Origin of the sequence: Nostoc sp. LPT, from assembly GCF_017115165.1 — a bacterium.
Classification (GTDB): Bacteria; Cyanobacteriota; Cyanobacteriia; order Cyanobacteriales; family Nostocaceae; genus Nostoc.
Map to the genome: position 1 here is coordinate 1 of NZ_JABXKF010000062.1, position 18337 is coordinate 18337.

The following is an 18337-nucleotide window of genomic DNA, read 5'->3' on the forward strand; positions in this document are numbered from 1 at the left end:
CTGAGTGCTGAGTGCTGAGTGCTGAGTGCTGAGTGCTGAGTGCTGAGTGCTGAGTTTTGTTTACACTCCTTGTCCGCTGTCCACCAATCCCCATCTATTTTTTAATAGTGACTAATCCATGTATGCCTAGTGCTGTGATTACACCTCCCAGCAATCCCCAGGTTCCATCGGCAAATACGTTGATGCGATGAATGTAGGTGCGATGATAGGCATACTCTAACTGTCTATCATTTACTTTTCCAACCTGTACCAGGTTTTCTACATACTTTTCAGCTTTGATCAGTGCTGCATAATCGAAATTAAACCAATACAACGATACTCCTACCACTGCCAAACCAGGAAAAACCAAGGTAATTAAGAGAATTGCTATACGTGCGTTCATACATCTCACCCACTCACATATCTGCTCAATGCTGACATAGCTAGAATCCTTGTGTTACAACTTGGCAGACAATTTAATAATGTGTTGGAGTGGGTGAATTAGATTTTGGGAATAATCCTCATAGTGTTTGAAAGTATCGTTTTAGTTAGGCTCACACTATGAGAGGGCGATTTCTAGAAAAAAAGCAGATTTATTGCTGTTTATCGATTGCATTTTGCTGCATCTTGTGGATTTGTTTAGCATTAATTCCAGCCCATGCAACGTCTACAGGGTCTATTGATACTCTGCGACAACAGCAGCAACAAATGAACCAGCAGCGTCAGGGTGTGCTTAACGATCGCTTACGCTTAAATAATCTCCAACAAGAGGCCCAAAAACACCTCACTGGTTTAAAGCAAAATCTGCAAACTACAGATAGCTATCTTCTAGAGAGCGAATCACGATTACAACTGGCTACCCAACGCCTCCAGCAGTTAGAAGCTGATTTAGATGTGGCAGAACGTTCGTATCAGGAGCGGCAAATAGCAACAATAGCACGATTGCGTTACCTCCAGCGATCGCCTGCTTCTGCTGGATGGGCAGTTTTGCTCGAAAGTGAAAATATCAGCGACTTTTTCAGTCGTCGTCATCAGTTGAAATTAGTGTTTCAGGCAGACCAACAAATTTTAGCAAAACTCAACACCCAAGCAAACTCCATTGATAAACAAAAAACGGAAGTAGAACAGCAAAAAAACGAAATTGGCTTAATTCGTGAGCAACTGTTGGCACAAAAAGCTGATTATCAAACCCAGGCGCAATCGCAATCAGAATTGATTCAACGCCTGAATAGCGATCGCCTGGCCTTAGAAGCAGCGCAAAATCAGCTAGAAAGAGAATCCAAAAATCTGGAAGTCTTGATTCAACAAAAGGTAGCAGAAGCCCAAGCAAAAACCAACAGCCGCACAAGTATCATCATTCGGGGAACTGGTGTAATGGCATATCCTAGCGATGCTTCTACTAGCAGTCCTTTCGGCTGGCGGATACACCCTATTCTTGGCTATCGTCGCTTTCATGCTGGGTTAGATTTTGCCGCCAGCTATGGTAGTAAAATTCGGGCAGCCGATTCGGGAACAGTAATTTTTGCTGGGTGGTATGGTGGTTATGGCAGAGCGGTAATTATCGATCACGGTAATGGCATGACTACACTCTACGGGCATACCAGCGAATTGTATGTTTCTGAGGGACAAGCAGTTGAACGCGGACAAGCGATCGCTGCTGTCGGTTCCACAGGTTTCTCAACTGGCCCCCATCTCCACTTTGAAGTTCGTCGGAATGGTACACCCGTAGACCCAGCTAATTATCTTTAAAGCTGCGAATTTTATCACAGACGTGCTATAATATTGAAGAATAAGGGCGCGTGGCTCAGTGGATAGAGCAACAGATTCCGGTTCTGTGGGTCGGGGGTTCAAATCCCTCCGCGCTCGTTACCTTTACAAGACTAACCACAAAATCAATGTGTCATTTTCTCTCATGGGATAAACCCAATTTACACTCTGAGAAAGAATGGCAATGGATAGTCTGGAATACAAAAATTAGCCAAAAACCTTAAACTGTGTAGGTTGGGGAGCCACTGCGTTGGGCGGGTTTCCCGACTTGTTCGCGCAGCGTCTCCCCTTGGGAGAAGCAAGTGGCGTTTGAGGAACGAAACCCAACATTTCCGGGGCTTTGTTGGGTTGCGCTTTGCTTAACCCAACCTACAACTTTTCTTAACTCATTCAGTCTCTCACCCCTATACCTACCCCGAACTTTTTTAAAAAATAAAACAACGTCGCATTTGTTAAGGGGAATTCCTAAAGTAGAGGTAGAGGCTAAATCTTCCCTATTTAGCAGCGTATGGGTTTGATGCAACTCGGATTTTTGTGGAGCGCAATTAATTATGACTGCTTTAACCTTACAATTACCTCCTAATCTGCAATTTAGTGATGAGGAATTTGCACAAATTGTAGCCGTGAATAAAGAATTACGACTAGAGTTAACTGCTGAAGGGGAATTAATTATCATGTCACCGACTGGGGGAGAAACGGGAAACCGTAATTTTGAACTATATCTTGATTTAGGAGTTTGGAACAGACAAACTAAGCTGGGAAAAGCTTTTGATTCTTCTACTGGGTTTAAATTACCAAATGGGGCAACTCGTTCACCTGATGCTTCTTGGGTAAGGATAGAAAGATGGGATGTTCTTACCCCAGAACAAAGAAAGAAATTTATCCCTTTGTGTCCTGATTTTGCAGTGGAATTAGTTTCTGAAACTGATGATGTGGAAGATACTAAAGCTAAAATGAAGGAATACTTAAGAAATGGCTTACAATTGGGTTGGTTAATTAATCCTAAAGATAAACAAGTAATAATTTATCGCCCAAATCTTGCACCAGAAGTTTTACAATCTCCCACAAGTTTATCGGGTGAAGATGTTCTCCCTGGTTTTGTTTTAAATTTACAGCAGATTTTTGCATAAATCGCTGATTATCTTGATTTATTTCTACAATCACTGAACGTTCTCAAATTCGCTTAAACCATCAACACTCTCTTTAAAGACAAAAAGCCCTGCGGCTGTGGGCTACTGGAACTATGCTTACAATTTAATAGCGATGCCTGCGGCGGGCTATGCCTACGCACGATCAGAAATCCCCTTCAAGGAACTTGTAGTAATAACTTCCGATCTTTAACACTACGGCTTTCTCGATGCTCAAATTTATGCTGGCTAAATTCCCATTATCTGTATTCACACTTTTATTAGGACTTGCCATAACTCAAACCTTTGAATGCACAACTCAAAAAGATAATTCAGCGATCGCTCAAACTTCACCGAAGCCAGCACCTCAAGAAATTGTGCAACCAGGAGAAGTTCGAGCCTTACCAGGCAAGTTGGATAAAATACCCGTTTTTAACAGCAATAGCCCAGAATGGATTAAAAGTGAGGGTATTTTACTTTCTACCTTTCCTCCAGACGGTAAAAAAGTTCCAGCAGCACACCTTAATTTTCCCTTTCAGGGACGCTTTGACTTATTCGCCCACCACTACAGCCACACTCCCAAGGATTTACAAACGCTATATTTGGGCGTAATTGTGCAGAACCCTGGTAAAAAACCAGTAACAGTAGATGTATTGCAAGCTGCGAGTTATTTGATGCAGGATGCGCCCTTTGTCACCTTATCCCCCTACATAGAAAATAACGATGGTAAGGCTTACTCAGGGCCAGGCGATCGCGCTGTTGGTGATGTACTCCGGGGTGTTCGCCAAGCTGATTTTCCCGCAAAGCTGATAATTCCTCCAGGACAAAGCCGGATGTTATTAAATCATCCGATTCCTGTACGAAATCTAGAAAAGCCGGTGAATGGGCGTTCTAGCTTTATGCGGCTGCGTAGTAGCGATCAAGTTTATGCAGCAAGTTTAGCAATGTTTGCCAAGAAAAATTCTGATAATACAGAACGCCAACCCACTCTTGCAGAATGGCAAGCTTTACTAAATACCGGCAACTTCGCCGGGCCGCGAGATAAAACCCCTACTCCTCCAAATGCTACCAGTGGTGCACTAATTTATGGGCGTGTAGCTGGTGTGTCTAGTGGCTCCCAATGGCAAGCAAAGTTGGTAGATAATCCCCAAACCAAATATCTGACTATTCCTCAGCGTGGCAAAGCTATTTCTTATGGTTTAGACACATTGCTTAGTGGTCGATTGGGCACTCAACAAATCCAAACGGCCAAAATGCTGGTACGTTATCCAGATACGGCTTATGAAGCACATGGTAATTATGGGGTGGAATATAAACTCACCTTACCCTTAAGCAACAATACCAACGAAAACCAGACCGTGACTGTTACTTTAGAAACACCTTTGAAGGAAGATAAATTATCTCAAGGTGGTGTGCGTTTTCGCAAACCATCCTTAGATTTTCCTTTCTTCCGTGGTACAGTGCGGCTACGCTATTTCGATGACCAAGGTCAACAAAAGACGCGCTACATACATCTATGGCACAGAACTGGTCAGGTGTTAGAACCATTGGTGCAGCTTGTACTTCCACCTTCAACTCAGCGGATAGTACAGGTAGATGTGATTTATCCACCAGATTCGACACCGCCGCAAGTGCTGAGTGTAAGAACTTTAGAAAAATGATCTCAAAAAAATCAAATAACTTAAAGCTTATATGGTTTTTCAGTACACTAACGCATTTGTCACCATAGCATCGGTTAATTGTGAGAATTTAGTGAATTTCTATACCAAATTGCTGGAGCAAAAGCCAGTTCTTTTGATTCCGAATGTCTATGCTGAGTTTAATTTGGTTAGTATGCGATTAGGTATTTTTAAACCAAAGAACACAAACGAATCGGAATTTGAAGTTATTGCGAAAAGTAAGATAAGTTTGTGTTTAGAGGTGAGTAACTTAGAAGATGCGATCGCTCATCTAACTGCTTTAGGCTATCCTCCACTAGGAGACATTTCCATTGCTGACCACGGCAGAGAAATCTATGCCTATGACCCTGATGGCAACCGTCTGATTTTACATCAAGCTCCTAAAGAGAGTCATTAGTCATTTGTCATTGGTCATTTGCAAAGGACAAAGGACAAAGGACAAATAACAAATAACAAAGGACAAAGGACAAATGGCTATAACTCAAAACTATAGATTAAACCTGATTCAATGGTATCCAGGTCACATTGCGAAAGCTGAAAAGAAGCTCAAAGAACAGCTAAAGCGCGTAGATGTGGTGTTTGAGGTACGAGATGCTCGGATTCCTTTAGCGACTCACCATCCCCAAATAGGTGAGTGGGTGGAAGGTAAAACACGGGTGTTGATACTTAACCGAGTAGATATGATTACGCCGCAAATGCGATCGCTGTGGATCGATTGGTTTAAACGTCAAGGAGAAGTCCCTTATTTTACCAACGCTCAACATGGTAAAGGTATAGCAGAAGTGGCGCGGGCAGCGCAAGCTGCTGGGGTAGAACTCAATCAAAGAAGAAGCGATCGCGGCATGTTACCCCGTCCAGTGCGGGCTGTGGTGATTGGTTTTCCTAATGTCGGTAAATCAGCTTTAATTAACCGCCTGTTGGGAAAGCGAGTCGTGGAAAGTGCAGCCCGTCCTGGAGTAACTCGCCAACTACGCTGGGTGCGAATTTCCGAACATTTGGAATTGCTAGATGCTCCTGGTGTCATCCCTCTAAGATTAGAAGACCAAGATGCAGCCTTGAAATTAGCTATTTGTGATGATATCGGTGAAGCATCTTACGATAACCAGCTAGTAGCAGCAGCTCTAGTGGATTTACTCAACTATTTAGAAGCTGTAGCCGGAGATTTATTACCAAAAAAACCATTACAGTCTCGCTACCAACTCGATTCGACATCAGAGACTGGAGATACTTATTTGCACGCCTTAGCAGAACATCGTTACAAAGGTGATATAGAGCGAGCTGCAAGGCAACTTTTAACAGATTTTCGCAAGGGATTGTTGGGTGAAATGAGTTTAGAATTACCACCCAATTAAATCTAAATTCAAAGAGTAAAAATTCTGCAAAATGTCTACATATATAGGAAACCTATTTGATTTTTGACAGGACTTACGCAACTGCCATAAGTAATGGCGCAGCTACACACCAAACAACTAGTCGATAAACATGTTAACGTCTTGACGTTTTAATTGCTGAACTAAATAATTTGACAAGAATCTATGCTTGATTTGATAAATTGTTTAACCAGTTTGATCGGCTAAATCTTTGAGCTTAACCAAACTAAAATAGTGCAGGCAATATGATTTCTTGGAGTAGCACATAGTTCCTGTAAAAATGCGATCGCGCTAAATACCAGAGCCACTTGGGACGACCTAGTACAGCACGGCGTAAATAAACATACCATTTCAAATGGTGTAAAAGCCCGAAATACAATTCTTTTGACTTTTGACTTTTGATTTTTGACTTCCGCCTTGCGGTACTAGTCCTACAAGAACAACAGCAATTGCGTGAAACGATCGTTGATGTCCAACACCGACTAACGGTTTATGAAAAATGGGAATTCGCCAATAAAAGTACTTGTGGCTTGAACATTACGGCATTATTTTCTGGGATGAGCGGTACTGGTAAAATTATGTCCGCAGAAGTTATTGCCACTCACTAACTAAATTAATACTTCTTTGCTGTTGCCTCATGCCTTTCTTTGTCAGATCAAAAACTCCTTAACGGAGTTCTGATGCTAATTTAGGAAATTATCAAAAAGCGATCGCCATATCTATATGAAGGTGCTTTGCATTTTTGGGAAATCATCAAAAAGCGATCGCCATATCTATATGAAGGTGCTTTGCATTCCTGCTGTTTGCCTCTAGTGCCCTATACCCAATGCAACTTTTCTAACGTTTGTTAACCAAGATATGGTAGTGGGAATTATAACACTAGTATAAAGAAATTTTCGTCAAAATTTATGAGCGCAAAAGTTGATGGAACTTTAAGGATTGCTGGCTACCAAATCATCAAGCAACTTTATTCAGGTTCTCGTACTCAAGTACATCGGGCAATTCGAGAATGCGATCGCCTACCAGTTGTCATCAAGCTCTTAAAACGAGAATACCCAACTTTTAGCGAATTAGTACAGTTTCGTAACCAATATGCGATCGCTAAAAACTTAGATATTCCTGGCATTATCAAACCCTACAGCCTAGAAGCCTATCACAATGGTTATGCCCTAGTCATGGAAGACTTTGGTGGTATTTCCCTGCGGCAATTTACTCTAGGAAAAACACTGACATTAGAGCAATTTCTACCCATTGCTCTGCAACTGCTAGACACTTTACACCAGTTACATCAACAGCGCGTCATTCACAAAGATATCAAGCCAGCCAACATCTTGATTCACCCTGACACCAAACAAATCAAGCTGATTGACTTTAGTATTGCTTCGCTCTTACCACGAGAAACCCAGGAAATCCAGAGCCTCAATGGATTGGAGGGAACGCTAGCCTATCTGTCGCCAGAGCAAACCGGACGGATGAACAGAGGCATTGACTACCGCAGTGACTTCTATTCTTTAGGTGTGACTTTCTTTGAACTACTGAGTGGAAAATTGCCCTTTGAGTCCCAGGAACCGATGGAGTTAGTGCATTACCACATTGCGAAACTTCCACCCTGCGTCTGCGATTTCAATCCCGAATTGCCGTTGATGCTGGGCGAGATTATCCGCAAACTGATGGCGAAGAACGCCGAAGACCGCTATCAAAGCGCGCTAGGACTTAAACATGACCTTGTTACTTGCTTAGAACAGTGGCGAGAAACAGGCAAACATAACTGGTTTGATTTAGGACAGCGAGATATTAGCGATCACTTTCTCATTCCGGAAAAACTCTACGGACGTGAATCGGAAGTACAGACGTTACTAGAAGCATTTGGTCATGCTGCTAATGGTGACTCCCAACTGATGCTGGTGGCAGGTTTCTCTGGCATTGGCAAAACCGCAGTTGTCAATGAAGTGCATAAGCCGATCGTCCAGTGGAACGGCTACTTCATCAAAGGCAAGTATGACCAATTTAATCGAAATATTCCTCTGTCTGCTTTTGTCCAAGCCTTTCGTGATTTGATGGGACAGTTGCTTAGTGAAAGCGATACTCAACTAAAGCAATGGCAAAACAAGATTTTAGCGGCAGTTGGTGAGAACGGGCAACTTCTGATCGAGGTGATTCCTGAACTGGAGCAGATTATCGGCAAACAGCCTGCGATCGCTGAATTATCGGGCAGTGCGGCACAGAATCGGTTCAATCTGCTGTTCCAAAAGTTTATTCAAGTCTTTACCACACCAGAGCATCCGTTGGTGATGTTTCTTGATGACTTGCAGTGGGCAGATTCGGCATCGCTGAATTTGCTGAAGCTGTTGATGGCCCAAAGTAATCGCGGCTATCAATTCATTATTGGCGCATACCGCGATAATGAGGTGTTTGCAGCTCATCCACTCATGTTGACACTAGATGAAATCAAAAAGGAATCTTCTTGCGTCAACACTCTGACTCTATTTCCCTTGAGTCAAGCAGATGTCAACCATTTAATCGCCGATTCACTCAGTTGTGCAACTGAAAAGGCATTACCGTTAACAGAGTTAGTTCATCAAAAAGCCAAAGGCAATCCCTTTTTCACAACTCAGTTTTTAAAAGCGCTACATGAGGATGGGCTGATTACCTTTGATTCGGAGGCAGGTTTTTGGCAGTGTGATGTGACGCAAGTGCGATCGCTTGCTCTCACCGATGATGTGGTGGAATTTATGGCACAACAGCTTCAGAAATTGCCCAACATCACTCAAAATATTTTGAAACTGGCAGCCTGTATTGGCAATCAGTTCGATTTAACGACGTTAGCGATCGTCTCTGAAAAGTCGCAGATGGAAACTGCCTCAGACTCGTGGAAAGCATTGCAAGAAGGATTGATCGTTCCCATCAATGAGGTTTACAAGTTTTATCAAGATTTGTCATTGGTCATCGATCATTTGCAAATGACAAATGCCAAAGGACAAATGACAGTTTACAAATTCTTGCACGATCGCGTTCAGCAAGCAGCCTACTCTCTAATTCCCAACCAGCAAAAACAGGTCACTCATCTGAAAATTGGGCAACTTTTGCTGAATCATACGCCAGCCGTAGAACAGGATAAAAAACTATTTGAGATTGTTAATCAACTGAATATAGGAAATAGCTTAATTGTTAATCCATCTCAGAAAACAGAACTCGCTCAACTCAATTTACAAGCTGCACAAAAAGCAATAGCTGCAACAGCATACGCCGCCGCATTTGAGTATGCCACTATAGGTATTGCAATGCTTGCACAAGATCCGTGGCAAATAGAATATGAACTAACCCTGACACTTTATGAAGCTGCCACCGAAGCAGCTTACTTAAGTGGCAACTTTGAGCAGATGGCACAATTTGCAGCAGTCATTTTGTCAAATGCTAGAACCTTATTAGATACCGTTAAAGTCTATGAAATCCAAATTCAAGCCGCTCAAGCTCAACATCAATTTCTACAGGGCGTGGATCTGGCTCTCAAGATTTTAGAGCAGTTAGGAATCCATTTTCCCAAGCAACCCAGCGAATCAGATATTGCATCGGCGCTCAAAGTAACCAAATCTATCTTAGCTGGAAGGCAACCGCCAGATTTAATGGCTCTACATCAGATGAGAGAGTCAGACAAATTAGCCGCCATGCGGATTCTCGTAGGTGTCTCTTCTTCTGCCTTTGTTGCCGCTCCAACACTCTTACCATTTATTGTCCTTGAGCAAGTAAATTTATCTGTTCAGTACGGCAATACCTCAGACTCTACAAATGGTTATGCCTACTATGGACTGCTGCTTTGTGGGGCGGTAGGAGATATTGAATGTGGCTATCAGTTTGGGCAACTTGCACTCAAATTACTCGAACATTTTAATGCCAAAAAGTTGAAAGCCAGAACCTATGTCGGAGTATGCTGTAGTGTATTGCATTGGAAGGAGCCGCTTAGGAACACCTTAGCGCTTTTCCGGGAAGGCTATCAAGTTGGGCTAGAAACGGGAGATCTAGAATCAGCTACCATTTGTGCAGTCGTTTACGTCATGCACTCTTTGTTTGTTGGTAAAGAGCTGGGGGAGTTAAGTCGAGAAAGCGATGCCTTCCGCCTTCAACTCACTCAACTAAAACAAGAAGGACTTCTCACCCAGCTGACGATTTTTCAGCAAGGGATTTTGAATTTAAACGGTGATTGTGCCCAAGCATGGCAACTAATTAGTAAGGCTTTCAATCAAGAGCAAATGCTGCCAGATCTCCAGCAATCAGGCGATCAAACAGCGCTGTGCTATTTCTATGTGAGTAAACTTTTTCTTGGTTATCTGTTTGGGAAGTTTGAACTTGCAGTGGAAGCTGCGATCGCAACTGAAAATTATCTCGGCGGTGTCATCGGATTATTTGTGGTTCCAATCTTCCACACCTATGATTCTCTGGCTCATCTGGCAATCTATTCCCAAGTTTCTGCAACAGAACAACAACACATTCTTGGGCGGGTGAGCAAAAATCAGGAAAAGATCAAAACTTGGGCTAGCTATATTCCAGCCAATCATTTACACAAGTTTTATTTGGTTGAAGCAGAACGATATCGGGTTCTGGGACATAAATTAGAGGCAATAGAATTGTATGATCGCGCCATTGCTCTTGCAAAAGAACACGGCTACACCCAAGAAGAAGCACTTGCTAACGAACTAGCCGCCAAATTTTACCTCGACTGGAGCAAACAGCGCATAGCTGGGGAATACATAATTGAAGCCTACTATGGCTATGCTCGTTGGGGCGCTAAAGCCAAAGTCGCCGACTTGGAACGATGCTATCCGCAACTCCTCGCCTCCATCCTTGAGCAAACCCGTTCTCCCCTCTCCACTCACGAAACTATCTTCACATTGGAAAGTGTCACCTCCACCAGTTCCGCCACTTCCAGCAGTAGCAGCGTCTCTGTTGCTTTAGATTTAGCTGCCATTCTCAAAGCTTATCAAACTATCTCAGGGGAAATCGAACTCGAAAAACTGCTCTCAGCATTACTGCATATCGTGATTGAAAATGCGGGAGCCAATAAGTGTGTGTTCATGCTTTTGGAGTCAGATCGTTTGCTAATTCAGGCGTTAGCACAGCTTTCCTTAGAGGGTGTACAGAATCAGGCTGGCAAAATCGATTTTTACCCAATGTTGCTCAACCCACAGTCTGTTGAAGACTCTGTTGATCTGCCAGTTGGTTTAATATATTCCGTCAAACGCAGCTTACAACCAACAGTGATTATTGATGCTAGGGTGCATCCTCAATTAATTAATGACTCATATATTCAACGACAGCAGCCCAAAAGTATCTTGTGTAGTCCGATTTTACATCAGGGTAAGTTGCTGGGCATATTGTATCTGGAAAATAACTTAGTAACCAAAGCCTTTACAAGCGATCGCGTCGAACTACTAAACTTACTTTGCGCTCAAGCTGCAATTTCTCTGGAAAATGCCCGACTTTATCGAAATTCCCAGAACTATGCTCAACAGTTAACACAATATCTAGCAAAATTGCAGGCTAGTGAAACCCGCTTCCAAAATTTGGCGAATAATATTCCTGGTATGGTATACCAATTCCGTCTGGCAGCCGACGGTTCAACTTCAACACCATACGTTAGCTCTGGCTGTTTCGATTTATATGAGTTAGAGCCAGAGTTGGTGATGGCAGGGACGCATAGCCTTTACACTATGAATCATCCTGACGATCGCCCAGCTATTGCCCAAGCGATCGCCAACTCTGCCCAAACTCTCACACCCTTTAAGGAAGAATGGCGGATTATCCTGCCTTCAGGAACCGTGAAATGGATTCAATCTGCTTCTCGGCCAGAGCGACAAGCCGATGGCTCAATCATCTGGGATGGGGTGGTGATTGATATTAGCGATCGCAAACAAGCTGAAGCATCTCTAGCTAAAGAACGAGAGTTCTTGAATGCCATTATTCACAATATTACCGATGGGATTGTTGTTTGTGATCGTACTGGCAAATTGACTTTATTTAACAAAGCAACTAGTGAATTTCATGGTCTACCAGTAGAATCATTACCAGCAGAACAATGGGCAGAACACTTCTCACTCTATCAATCAGATGGTCAAACACCCCTATCAAAAACGGAAATTCCTTTGTTTCGCGCCTTGCAAGGGGAAATTGTCGAAAATGCCGAAATGGTAATTGCGCCGAAGCATGGTTCTAGGAGAATTTTGTTAGCTAGCGGACAAGCGATCTTCGATGCTTCGGGTGATAAACTCGGTGCAGTAGTTGTGATGCGAGATATTAGCGAGCGCAAACAAGGTGAACTTGCCTTGCAGCAAAAATCACTCTTACTAGAACAAGCGCTAACCGATCTGCAAAACGCCCAATTACAAATGGTGCAAAGTGAGAAAATGTCTGCACTAGGCAACTTAGTTGCTGGTGTCGCTCACGAAATGAATAATCCTCTCGGTTTTATTGCTGCCAGTCTCAAACTTGCTAAACCTACCCTGACTGATGTAGTTGAACACTTAAAACTTTATCAATCAAGCTTGCCCAATGTGAATGATGAAATCAAAGATCATGCCGAAGAAATTGACTTGGATTATAGCTTAGAAGATTTGCCCAAGATGATTGATGCCATGTCAATGGCGTGTGATCGCCTGAAAAATATCAGCACCAGTTTACGAACTTTCTCGCGTGCCGACAAAGATTATAAAGTACCGTTTAATATTCATCAAGGTATCGACAGCACGATTTTAATCTTGAAACATCGTCTCAAGGCTAACGAGCAACGTCCAGCAATTGAAGTGATAACTGAGTATGGAAATTTGCCTCAAATTGAGTGTTTTCCTGGACAATTAAATCAGGTATTTATGAATATTCTCGCCAATGCAATTGATGCCTTAGAGGAGTCGAATATTGGGCGGAGTTTGGCAGAAATTCAAGCAAACTCCAACAGAATTACAATTACAACTTCAGTAATAAATAATCTAGTTAAAATTACCATTACTGATAATGGCAAGGGGATGAATGAACAAATCAAGGAAAAAATATTTGACCATTTATTTACGACTAAAGCTGTCGGTAAGGGGACAGGATTAGGACTTGCGATCGCTCGTCAAATCGTTGAAGAAACTCACGGCGGAAAATTGAATTTTAACTCTGTTTTGAGTAATGGTACAGAATTTATCATTGAAATTCCAGTCTAATTTTTGCTCTTGTTGGTAAACAACTTCAGATATCTGGGAATACTAAATCTGGAAATCTTAAGGATTTAGTAATATGATTAACAGCATGGTCAGTATTCCCGGATATCGCATCAGTGAAGAACTCTACAATGGTTGCAGAACGCTCGTTTATCGTGGGTATCGAGAGACTGACGAATTACCAGTAGTGATTAAACTGCTGAAAAATCCTTATCCCAGTTTCAGCGAACTCTTGTCTTTTCCCAATCAGTACACCATTGCCAAAAATCTCAACTCACCGCTAATCGTCCAAACCTACAGCCTCATCGCCTACCAAAATAGCTATGCGTTGGTAATGGAAGACTTTGGGGGGATTTCTCTCAAAAATTATTTCACCTCACCAGAGACGCGATATATGGCGTCTCTACAATAGTTTTTAGTTCTAGCGATCGCACTGTGCAATACCTTAGATATATTGTATTGTGAGCGGATTATTCATAAAGATATCAAACCCGCCAATATTCTCATTAATCCCGAAACCAAACAAGTTAAATTAATTGACTTTAGTATCGCATCTTTACTACCACGAGAAACGCAAACACTCATCAATCCTGATGTATTAGAAGGGACACTAGCTTACATTTCTCCAGAACAAACAGGCAGAATGAATCGGGGGATTGACTATCGGACTGATTTTTATTCTTTGGGTGTAACTTTCTACGAGTTACTTACAGGTGAGTTACCTTTTCAATCAAACGAGCCGATGGAATTGGTACATTGTCATATTGCTAAACTTCCACGACTTTTAGGGAATAGAGAAGAGATTCCCCAAGTTATTTGTGATATCGTGATGAAATTGATGGCAAAAAATGCTGAATCCAGATATCAAAGTGCGTTGGGACTGAAGTTTGATTTAGAAAATTGTTTACATCAGCTACAAGTTTCTGGTAGGATTGGGAGTTTTGAAATTGCGTGTAGGGATGTGTGCCATCGCTTCATCATCCCTGATAAACTTTATGGGCGAGAAACCGAAGTATCAACTCTACTGCAAGCATTTGAGCGAGTCAGCCTTGGTGCAACGGAAATGATGCTGGTAGCTGGTTTTTCCGGTATTGGTAAAACTGCGGTTGTCAACGAAGTTCATAAACCAATTGTGCGGCAACGCGGTTATTTGAATAATTTAGCGACGGGGGCGTTCACGAGTGATCGCGTGGAACTACTCAACCTGCTCTGCGCTCAGGCGGCTATTTCTTTAGAAAATTCCCGACTTTATGAGCGATCGCTAGAAGATGCTCAACAGCTAGAAGCAGCTTTACAAGAACTTCAGGGTGCTCAATTACAAATTGTGCAAAGTGAAAAGATGTCTGCATTGGGTAACTTAGTCGCAGGGGTGGTTCACGAAATGAATAATCCTTTGGGTTTTATTGCTGCTAGTCTAAAACTTGCTAAACCTACGTTTACCGATCTTATTGAACACTTGAAACTATATGAACAAAAGTTTCCTACTCCCAGAGATGAAATTACAGACCATGCCCAAGAAATCGACCTGGATTATAGTTTATCAGACTTGCCCAAGATGATTGATTCCATGTCTATGGCGTACGACAGGCTAAAAAACATTAGCACCAGTTTGAGAACTTTCTCTCGTGCCGATCAAGATTACAAAGTGCCTTTCAATATCCACCAAGGTATCGATAGCACGATTTTAATTTTAAAACATCGTCTCAAGGCAAATGAACAACGTCCATTAATTGAAGTTATCACAAATTATGGTAATCTCCCTGAAGTTGAATGCTTTCCCGGTCAATTAAATCAGGTATTTATGAATCTTCTAGCAAACGCTATTGATGCATTAGATGAATCTAACACCGGACGCAGTTTTGAAGAAATTAAAGCTAATCATAACTGCATTACAATTACAACCTCAGTAGAAAACAATAGCGTGAAAGTTGCTATTACTGATAATGGCCAAGGGATGAATGAATCAATCAAAGAAAAGGTTTTTGACCACTTATTTACTACAAAAGGTGTGGGTAAAGGGACGGGATTAGAATTGGCGTAGACGCAAAGCGGCTTGTCGTCAGACATCGCCCGTCAAATTATTGTAGAAAAACATGGCGGAGCGATTGAGGTGAATTCTCAACTTGGCAAAGGAACAGTCATAACCTGGCTAGGAGTGTATCAGACCATGACCCCAGGAGTGCGTCTTGGTAGATAACCCAACCGTTCGCCTTGATTTGGACAACGAACCCCAACCCGACGCGATGTTATTGATTGATGCTCAGGCGGGTGGGCAATCACACCTAAGCCAGGATGGTTACGTAGAAGGAGCACCAGAACTGGTTGCAGAAATTGCCGCCAGTAGTGTCACGGTCGATTTGGGTGACAAAAAGCGTGCTTATCGGCGGAATGGAATACAGGAGTACCTCGTGTGGCAGGTGTTTGAACAGCGCATCGATTGGTTCCACCTAGAAGCAGGAGAGTATGTAAATTTGCACCCCGATGCGGCAGGTGTGATTCAAAGTCAAGTCTTTCCAGGATTGTGGCTAGACGAATCGGCCTTGCTGGCGGGGGATATGCAACAGGTGTTAACTATATTGCAGGCAGAGGTGAATTCTATCGAACATCAAGCCTTTGTGCAGAAGTTAGCCCTGGCAGTGCAATCGGATCGATAAAGTCAAAGACTGAGATTGGCGTAGACGCAAAGCGGCTTGTCGTCAGACATCGCCCGTCAAATTATTGTAGAAAAATATGGCGGAGCGATTGAGGTGAATTCTCAACTTGGCAAAGGAACTGAATTGGTGATTCAGCTACCATTGTCCGCATAAGCGAGAAAATCGCAGTTGTTGTAGGATAAAAATAAATTGTCTGTGTCCTAATTATGTCTCGTTCCTCGCTTTGGCGTTTGACAGTTCCCCCATTGGAAAACGGCGATCGCCTGACCCGCTTTGAATTTGAGCGGCGCTACAATGCCATGCCAAAGCTAAAAAAAGCCGAATTGATTGAAGGAACTGTCTACATGGCTTCACCGCTGCGTTTTGAACCCCATGCGGAACCTCATGCTGACTTGATCGGCTGGTTATGGACTTACAAGATTGTGACCCCAGGAGTACGTCTTGGTGATAACCCAACCGTTCGCCTTGATTTGGACAACGAACCCCAACCCGACGCGATGTTATTGATTGATGCTCAGGCGGGTGGGCAATCACACCTAAGCCAGGATGGTTACGTAGAAGGAGCACCAGAACTGGTTGCAGAAATTGCCGCCAGTAGTGTCACGGTCGATTTGGGTGACAAAAAGCGTGCTTATCGGCGGAATGGAATACAGGAGTACCTCGTGTGGCAGGTGTTTGAACAGCGCATCGATTGGTTCCACCTAGAAGCAGGAGAGTATGTAAATTTGCACCCCGATGCGGCAGGTGTGATTCAAAGTCAAGTCTTTCCAGGATTGTGGCTAGACGAATCGGCCTTGCTGGCGGGGGATATGCAACAGGTGTTAACTATATTGCAGGCAGAGGTGAATTCTATCGAACATCAAGCCTTTGTGCAGAGTTAGCCCTGGCAGTCCAATCGGATGGATAAAGTCAAAGACTGAAAATTACCTTGATTATCTTAAAAAAAACGGGCGACCTGACAGCAGAAACCAGGTAGTAGTGGGGATGTGAGTTCATCCTCAGATAACAACGTTCCTACCTGAGTCACGTCGCTTCTCTACGAGACGCTACGCGTAGCTTGCTTCCCCAAAGGGGTACGCTCCGAATTCAAAATTCACCCATTACAATCCCCATAAATAGATGATCTTATGGGTAAATTGATGCAAAGTATTGCTGCTTATGCCATTCTTTAATTATGAATTATGAACTAGTAATTATTCGCTCATTCCCAGTCTTTGACTGGGAACAAGGCAAACTCCAAACTTTTTACGCCTTTCCCGCCACCACTGAGTTTTTAACCAAAAGTTCCACTGCTGCTTGATATTGCAGATCCGCTTCAGTGCCAATTTGTTCGCGGTTAATGGCTGCTTGGGAAATCACTTGATCCGGCTTAATGCCTAGTTTGTTAATATCCCGATGCTGAGGAGTTTCATACTTAGCAATAGTGACTGCCAAGCCCGAACCATCTGATAATTCAAATAAGGATTGAATTAAGCCCTTGCCAAAGGTGGTTTCGCCTACCAACTGGGCACGACCATTATCTTGGAGTGCGCCGGCGAGAATTTCACTGGCACTAGCAGTTCCTTGATTCACCAAAATCACCAGAGGATCTTTCGTCAGGGCTGGCCCAAGGGCTTCAAAACTACCCTGAATGCCTTGTCGGTTAACAGTGTAGACGATAATCCCAGAGTCTAACCACAGACGGGCGATTTCAATTCCTGATTGCAATAACCCCCCAGGATTATTTCGTAAATCTAGAATGTAGGCAGCAGCGCCTTTTTTTTCTAGACTAGAAATAGCGTGTGCCAATTCCATTGAAGCGTTGGCATTAAATTGTGTAAGACTTAGGTAGCCAATGGGTGTACCCTCAGCAGAAACACGCAAATCTGAAACCACAGGGTTAAGGGCAATGCGATCGCGTGTCAGTCTAATTTCCGTTTCTGCCTCTCCGTCCCGTTCGATCGAGAGAGTGACAAGGCTGCCACTCGGCCCGCGCATTCTGGTTGCAGCTTCATCAAGGGTGAGATTTTCTGTGGAAACGCCTTCAATTTTGAGAATGCGATCGCGTGGTCGAATCCCCGCTTTATCTGCCGGTGAACCGGCGATGGGAGCCACTACTTCCAACTTCCCATTCTCAGGATTCAGGACAATTTGCAATCCTACCCCAGTCAATTCCCCAGAAGTATTAACCTGCAAGCTGCGGTACTGTTCTGGATCTAAAAAACGAGTAAAAGGATCGTCGAGGCTCTTGAGCATCTTCCCAATTGCCGTATAAGTGGCATTTGAGTCTGCCAGTGGCTTTTCCAGAACCTTTTGCCGCACAGCCGCCCAGTTTTGATGATTAAAGGTCTCATCTAGATAAGTACGATTAACAATTCGCCAAACTTCCGAAACCAGCTTTTGTTCCCCAGTCAAAGCCACCGCCGACTGAGTAAGCGTACCCAACGCCAAGCAAAACGCCATTAACAATGAAAATCCAACCCGAAAGACTTGTTTGTTCATGAACCCCATTATCAATTCCACCTCAACCCAAATTGTCTAGATAATGCCCACTTCCCCTGTTGTTGATGAAATCTATCTCTCGATTAT

General features: G+C 43.1%; 11 protein-coding genes, 1 tRNA gene and 2 pseudogenes. 12 read left to right on the top strand and 2 right to left on the bottom strand.

Features of this window, described 5'->3' with window-relative positions:
- Nucleotides 1–94 precede the first annotated feature (94 nt).
- Nucleotides 95–382: a hypothetical protein gene (locus tag HWQ58_RS14175; protein ID WP_292863318.1), complete on the bottom strand. Its 288-nt coding sequence runs from the start codon at nt 380–382 to the stop codon at nt 95–97.
- 158 nt (nt 383–540) lie between these two features.
- Between HWQ58_RS14175 and HWQ58_RS14180 the strand changes: the two genes are divergently transcribed.
- From HWQ58_RS14180 to HWQ58_RS14230, 12 genes and pseudogenes are all read left to right on the top strand, one after another.
- Nucleotides 541–1728 (top strand): murein hydrolase activator EnvC, encoded by a 1188-nt coding sequence (locus HWQ58_RS14180; protein WP_292863321.1) that lies wholly within the window; start codon nt 541–543, stop codon nt 1726–1728.
- 44 nt (nt 1729–1772) lie between these two features.
- Nucleotides 1773–1845, top strand: a tRNA-Arg gene (locus tag HWQ58_RS14185).
- A gap of 452 nt (nt 1846–2297) precedes the next feature.
- Complete coding sequence (locus HWQ58_RS14190; protein ID WP_292863324.1) at nt 2298–2876, top strand: Uma2 family endonuclease; 579 nt, start codon at nt 2298–2300, stop codon at nt 2874–2876.
- A gap of 239 nt (nt 2877–3115) precedes the next feature.
- On the top strand, nt 3116–4534 hold the full coding sequence (locus tag HWQ58_RS14195; RefSeq protein ID WP_292863327.1) for a DUF3370 domain-containing protein: 1419 nt from the start codon (nt 3116–3118) through the stop codon (nt 4532–4534).
- A gap of 31 nt (nt 4535–4565) precedes the next feature.
- Complete coding sequence (locus tag HWQ58_RS14200) at nt 4566–4949, top strand: VOC family protein (RefSeq protein ID WP_292863330.1); 384 nt, start codon at nt 4566–4568, stop codon at nt 4947–4949.
- A 73-nt stretch (nt 4950–5022) separates the two neighbouring features.
- The gene (gene ylqF, locus HWQ58_RS14205) at nt 5023–5904 is read left to right on the top strand and encodes a ribosome biogenesis GTPase YlqF (RefSeq protein WP_292863333.1); all 882 of its coding nucleotides are present in this window, start codon (nt 5023–5025) and stop codon (nt 5902–5904) included.
- 416 nt (nt 5905–6320) lie between these two features.
- Nucleotides 6321–6530: a hypothetical protein gene (locus HWQ58_RS14210; protein WP_292863336.1), complete on the top strand. Its 210-nt coding sequence runs from the start codon at nt 6321–6323 to the stop codon at nt 6528–6530.
- 300 nt (nt 6531–6830) lie between these two features.
- Entirely contained in the window at nt 6831–13118 is a 6288-nt protein-coding gene (locus HWQ58_RS14215) for an AAA family ATPase (RefSeq protein ID WP_292863339.1), read from the top strand.
- Nucleotides 13119–13191: 73 nt separating this feature from the next.
- A pseudogene (locus HWQ58_RS14220) lies at nt 13192–15252 on the top strand (protein kinase); the annotation flags it as partial.
- Nucleotides 15253–15769: pseudogene (locus HWQ58_RS14225) on the top strand (Uma2 family endonuclease); the annotation flags it as partial. It lies immediately after the preceding pseudogene.
- Between the two features lie 36 nt (nt 15770–15805).
- A complete protein-coding gene (locus tag HWQ58_RS38450; RefSeq protein WP_366837937.1) occupies nt 15806–15922 on the top strand; it encodes a hypothetical protein in 117 nt (38 codons plus the stop codon).
- A gap of 53 nt (nt 15923–15975) precedes the next feature.
- The gene (locus HWQ58_RS14230; RefSeq protein ID WP_292863342.1) at nt 15976–16650 is read left to right on the top strand and encodes a Uma2 family endonuclease; all 675 of its coding nucleotides are present in this window, start codon (nt 15976–15978) and stop codon (nt 16648–16650) included.
- Between the two features lie 364 nt (nt 16651–17014).
- On the opposite strand, the gene ctpA is transcribed toward HWQ58_RS14230, so the two are convergent.
- Complete coding sequence (gene ctpA, locus HWQ58_RS14235) at nt 17015–18259, bottom strand: carboxyl-terminal processing protease CtpA (RefSeq protein WP_292863345.1); 1245 nt, start codon at nt 18257–18259, stop codon at nt 17015–17017.
- Nucleotides 18260–18337: the final 78 nt, after the last annotated feature.

Excerpts from the sequence above, each read along its gene's own strand:
- HWQ58_RS14175 (WP_292863318.1), bottom strand. The coding sequence starts at position 382 with ATGAACGCACGTATAGCAATTCTCTTAATTACCTTGGTTTTTCCTGGT.
- HWQ58_RS14180 (WP_292863321.1), top strand. The coding sequence starts at position 541 with ATGAGAGGGCGATTTCTAGAAAAAAAGCAGATTTATTGCTGTTTATCG.
- HWQ58_RS14190 (WP_292863324.1), top strand. The coding sequence starts at position 2,298 with ATGACTGCTTTAACCTTACAATTACCTCCTAATCTGCAATTTAGTGAT.
- HWQ58_RS14195 (WP_292863327.1), top strand. The coding sequence starts at position 3,116 with ATGCTGGCTAAATTCCCATTATCTGTATTCACACTTTTATTAGGACTT.
- HWQ58_RS14200 (WP_292863330.1), top strand. The coding sequence starts at position 4,566 with ATGGTTTTTCAGTACACTAACGCATTTGTCACCATAGCATCGGTTAAT.
- ylqF (WP_292863333.1), top strand. The coding sequence starts at position 5,023 with ATGGCTATAACTCAAAACTATAGATTAAACCTGATTCAATGGTATCCA.
- HWQ58_RS14215 (WP_292863339.1), top strand. The coding sequence starts at position 6,831 with ATGAGCGCAAAAGTTGATGGAACTTTAAGGATTGCTGGCTACCAAATC.
- HWQ58_RS14230 (WP_292863342.1), top strand. The coding sequence starts at position 15,976 with ATGTCTCGTTCCTCGCTTTGGCGTTTGACAGTTCCCCCATTGGAAAAC.
- ctpA (WP_292863345.1), bottom strand. The coding sequence starts at position 18,259 with ATGGGGTTCATGAACAAACAAGTCTTTCGGGTTGGATTTTCATTGTTA.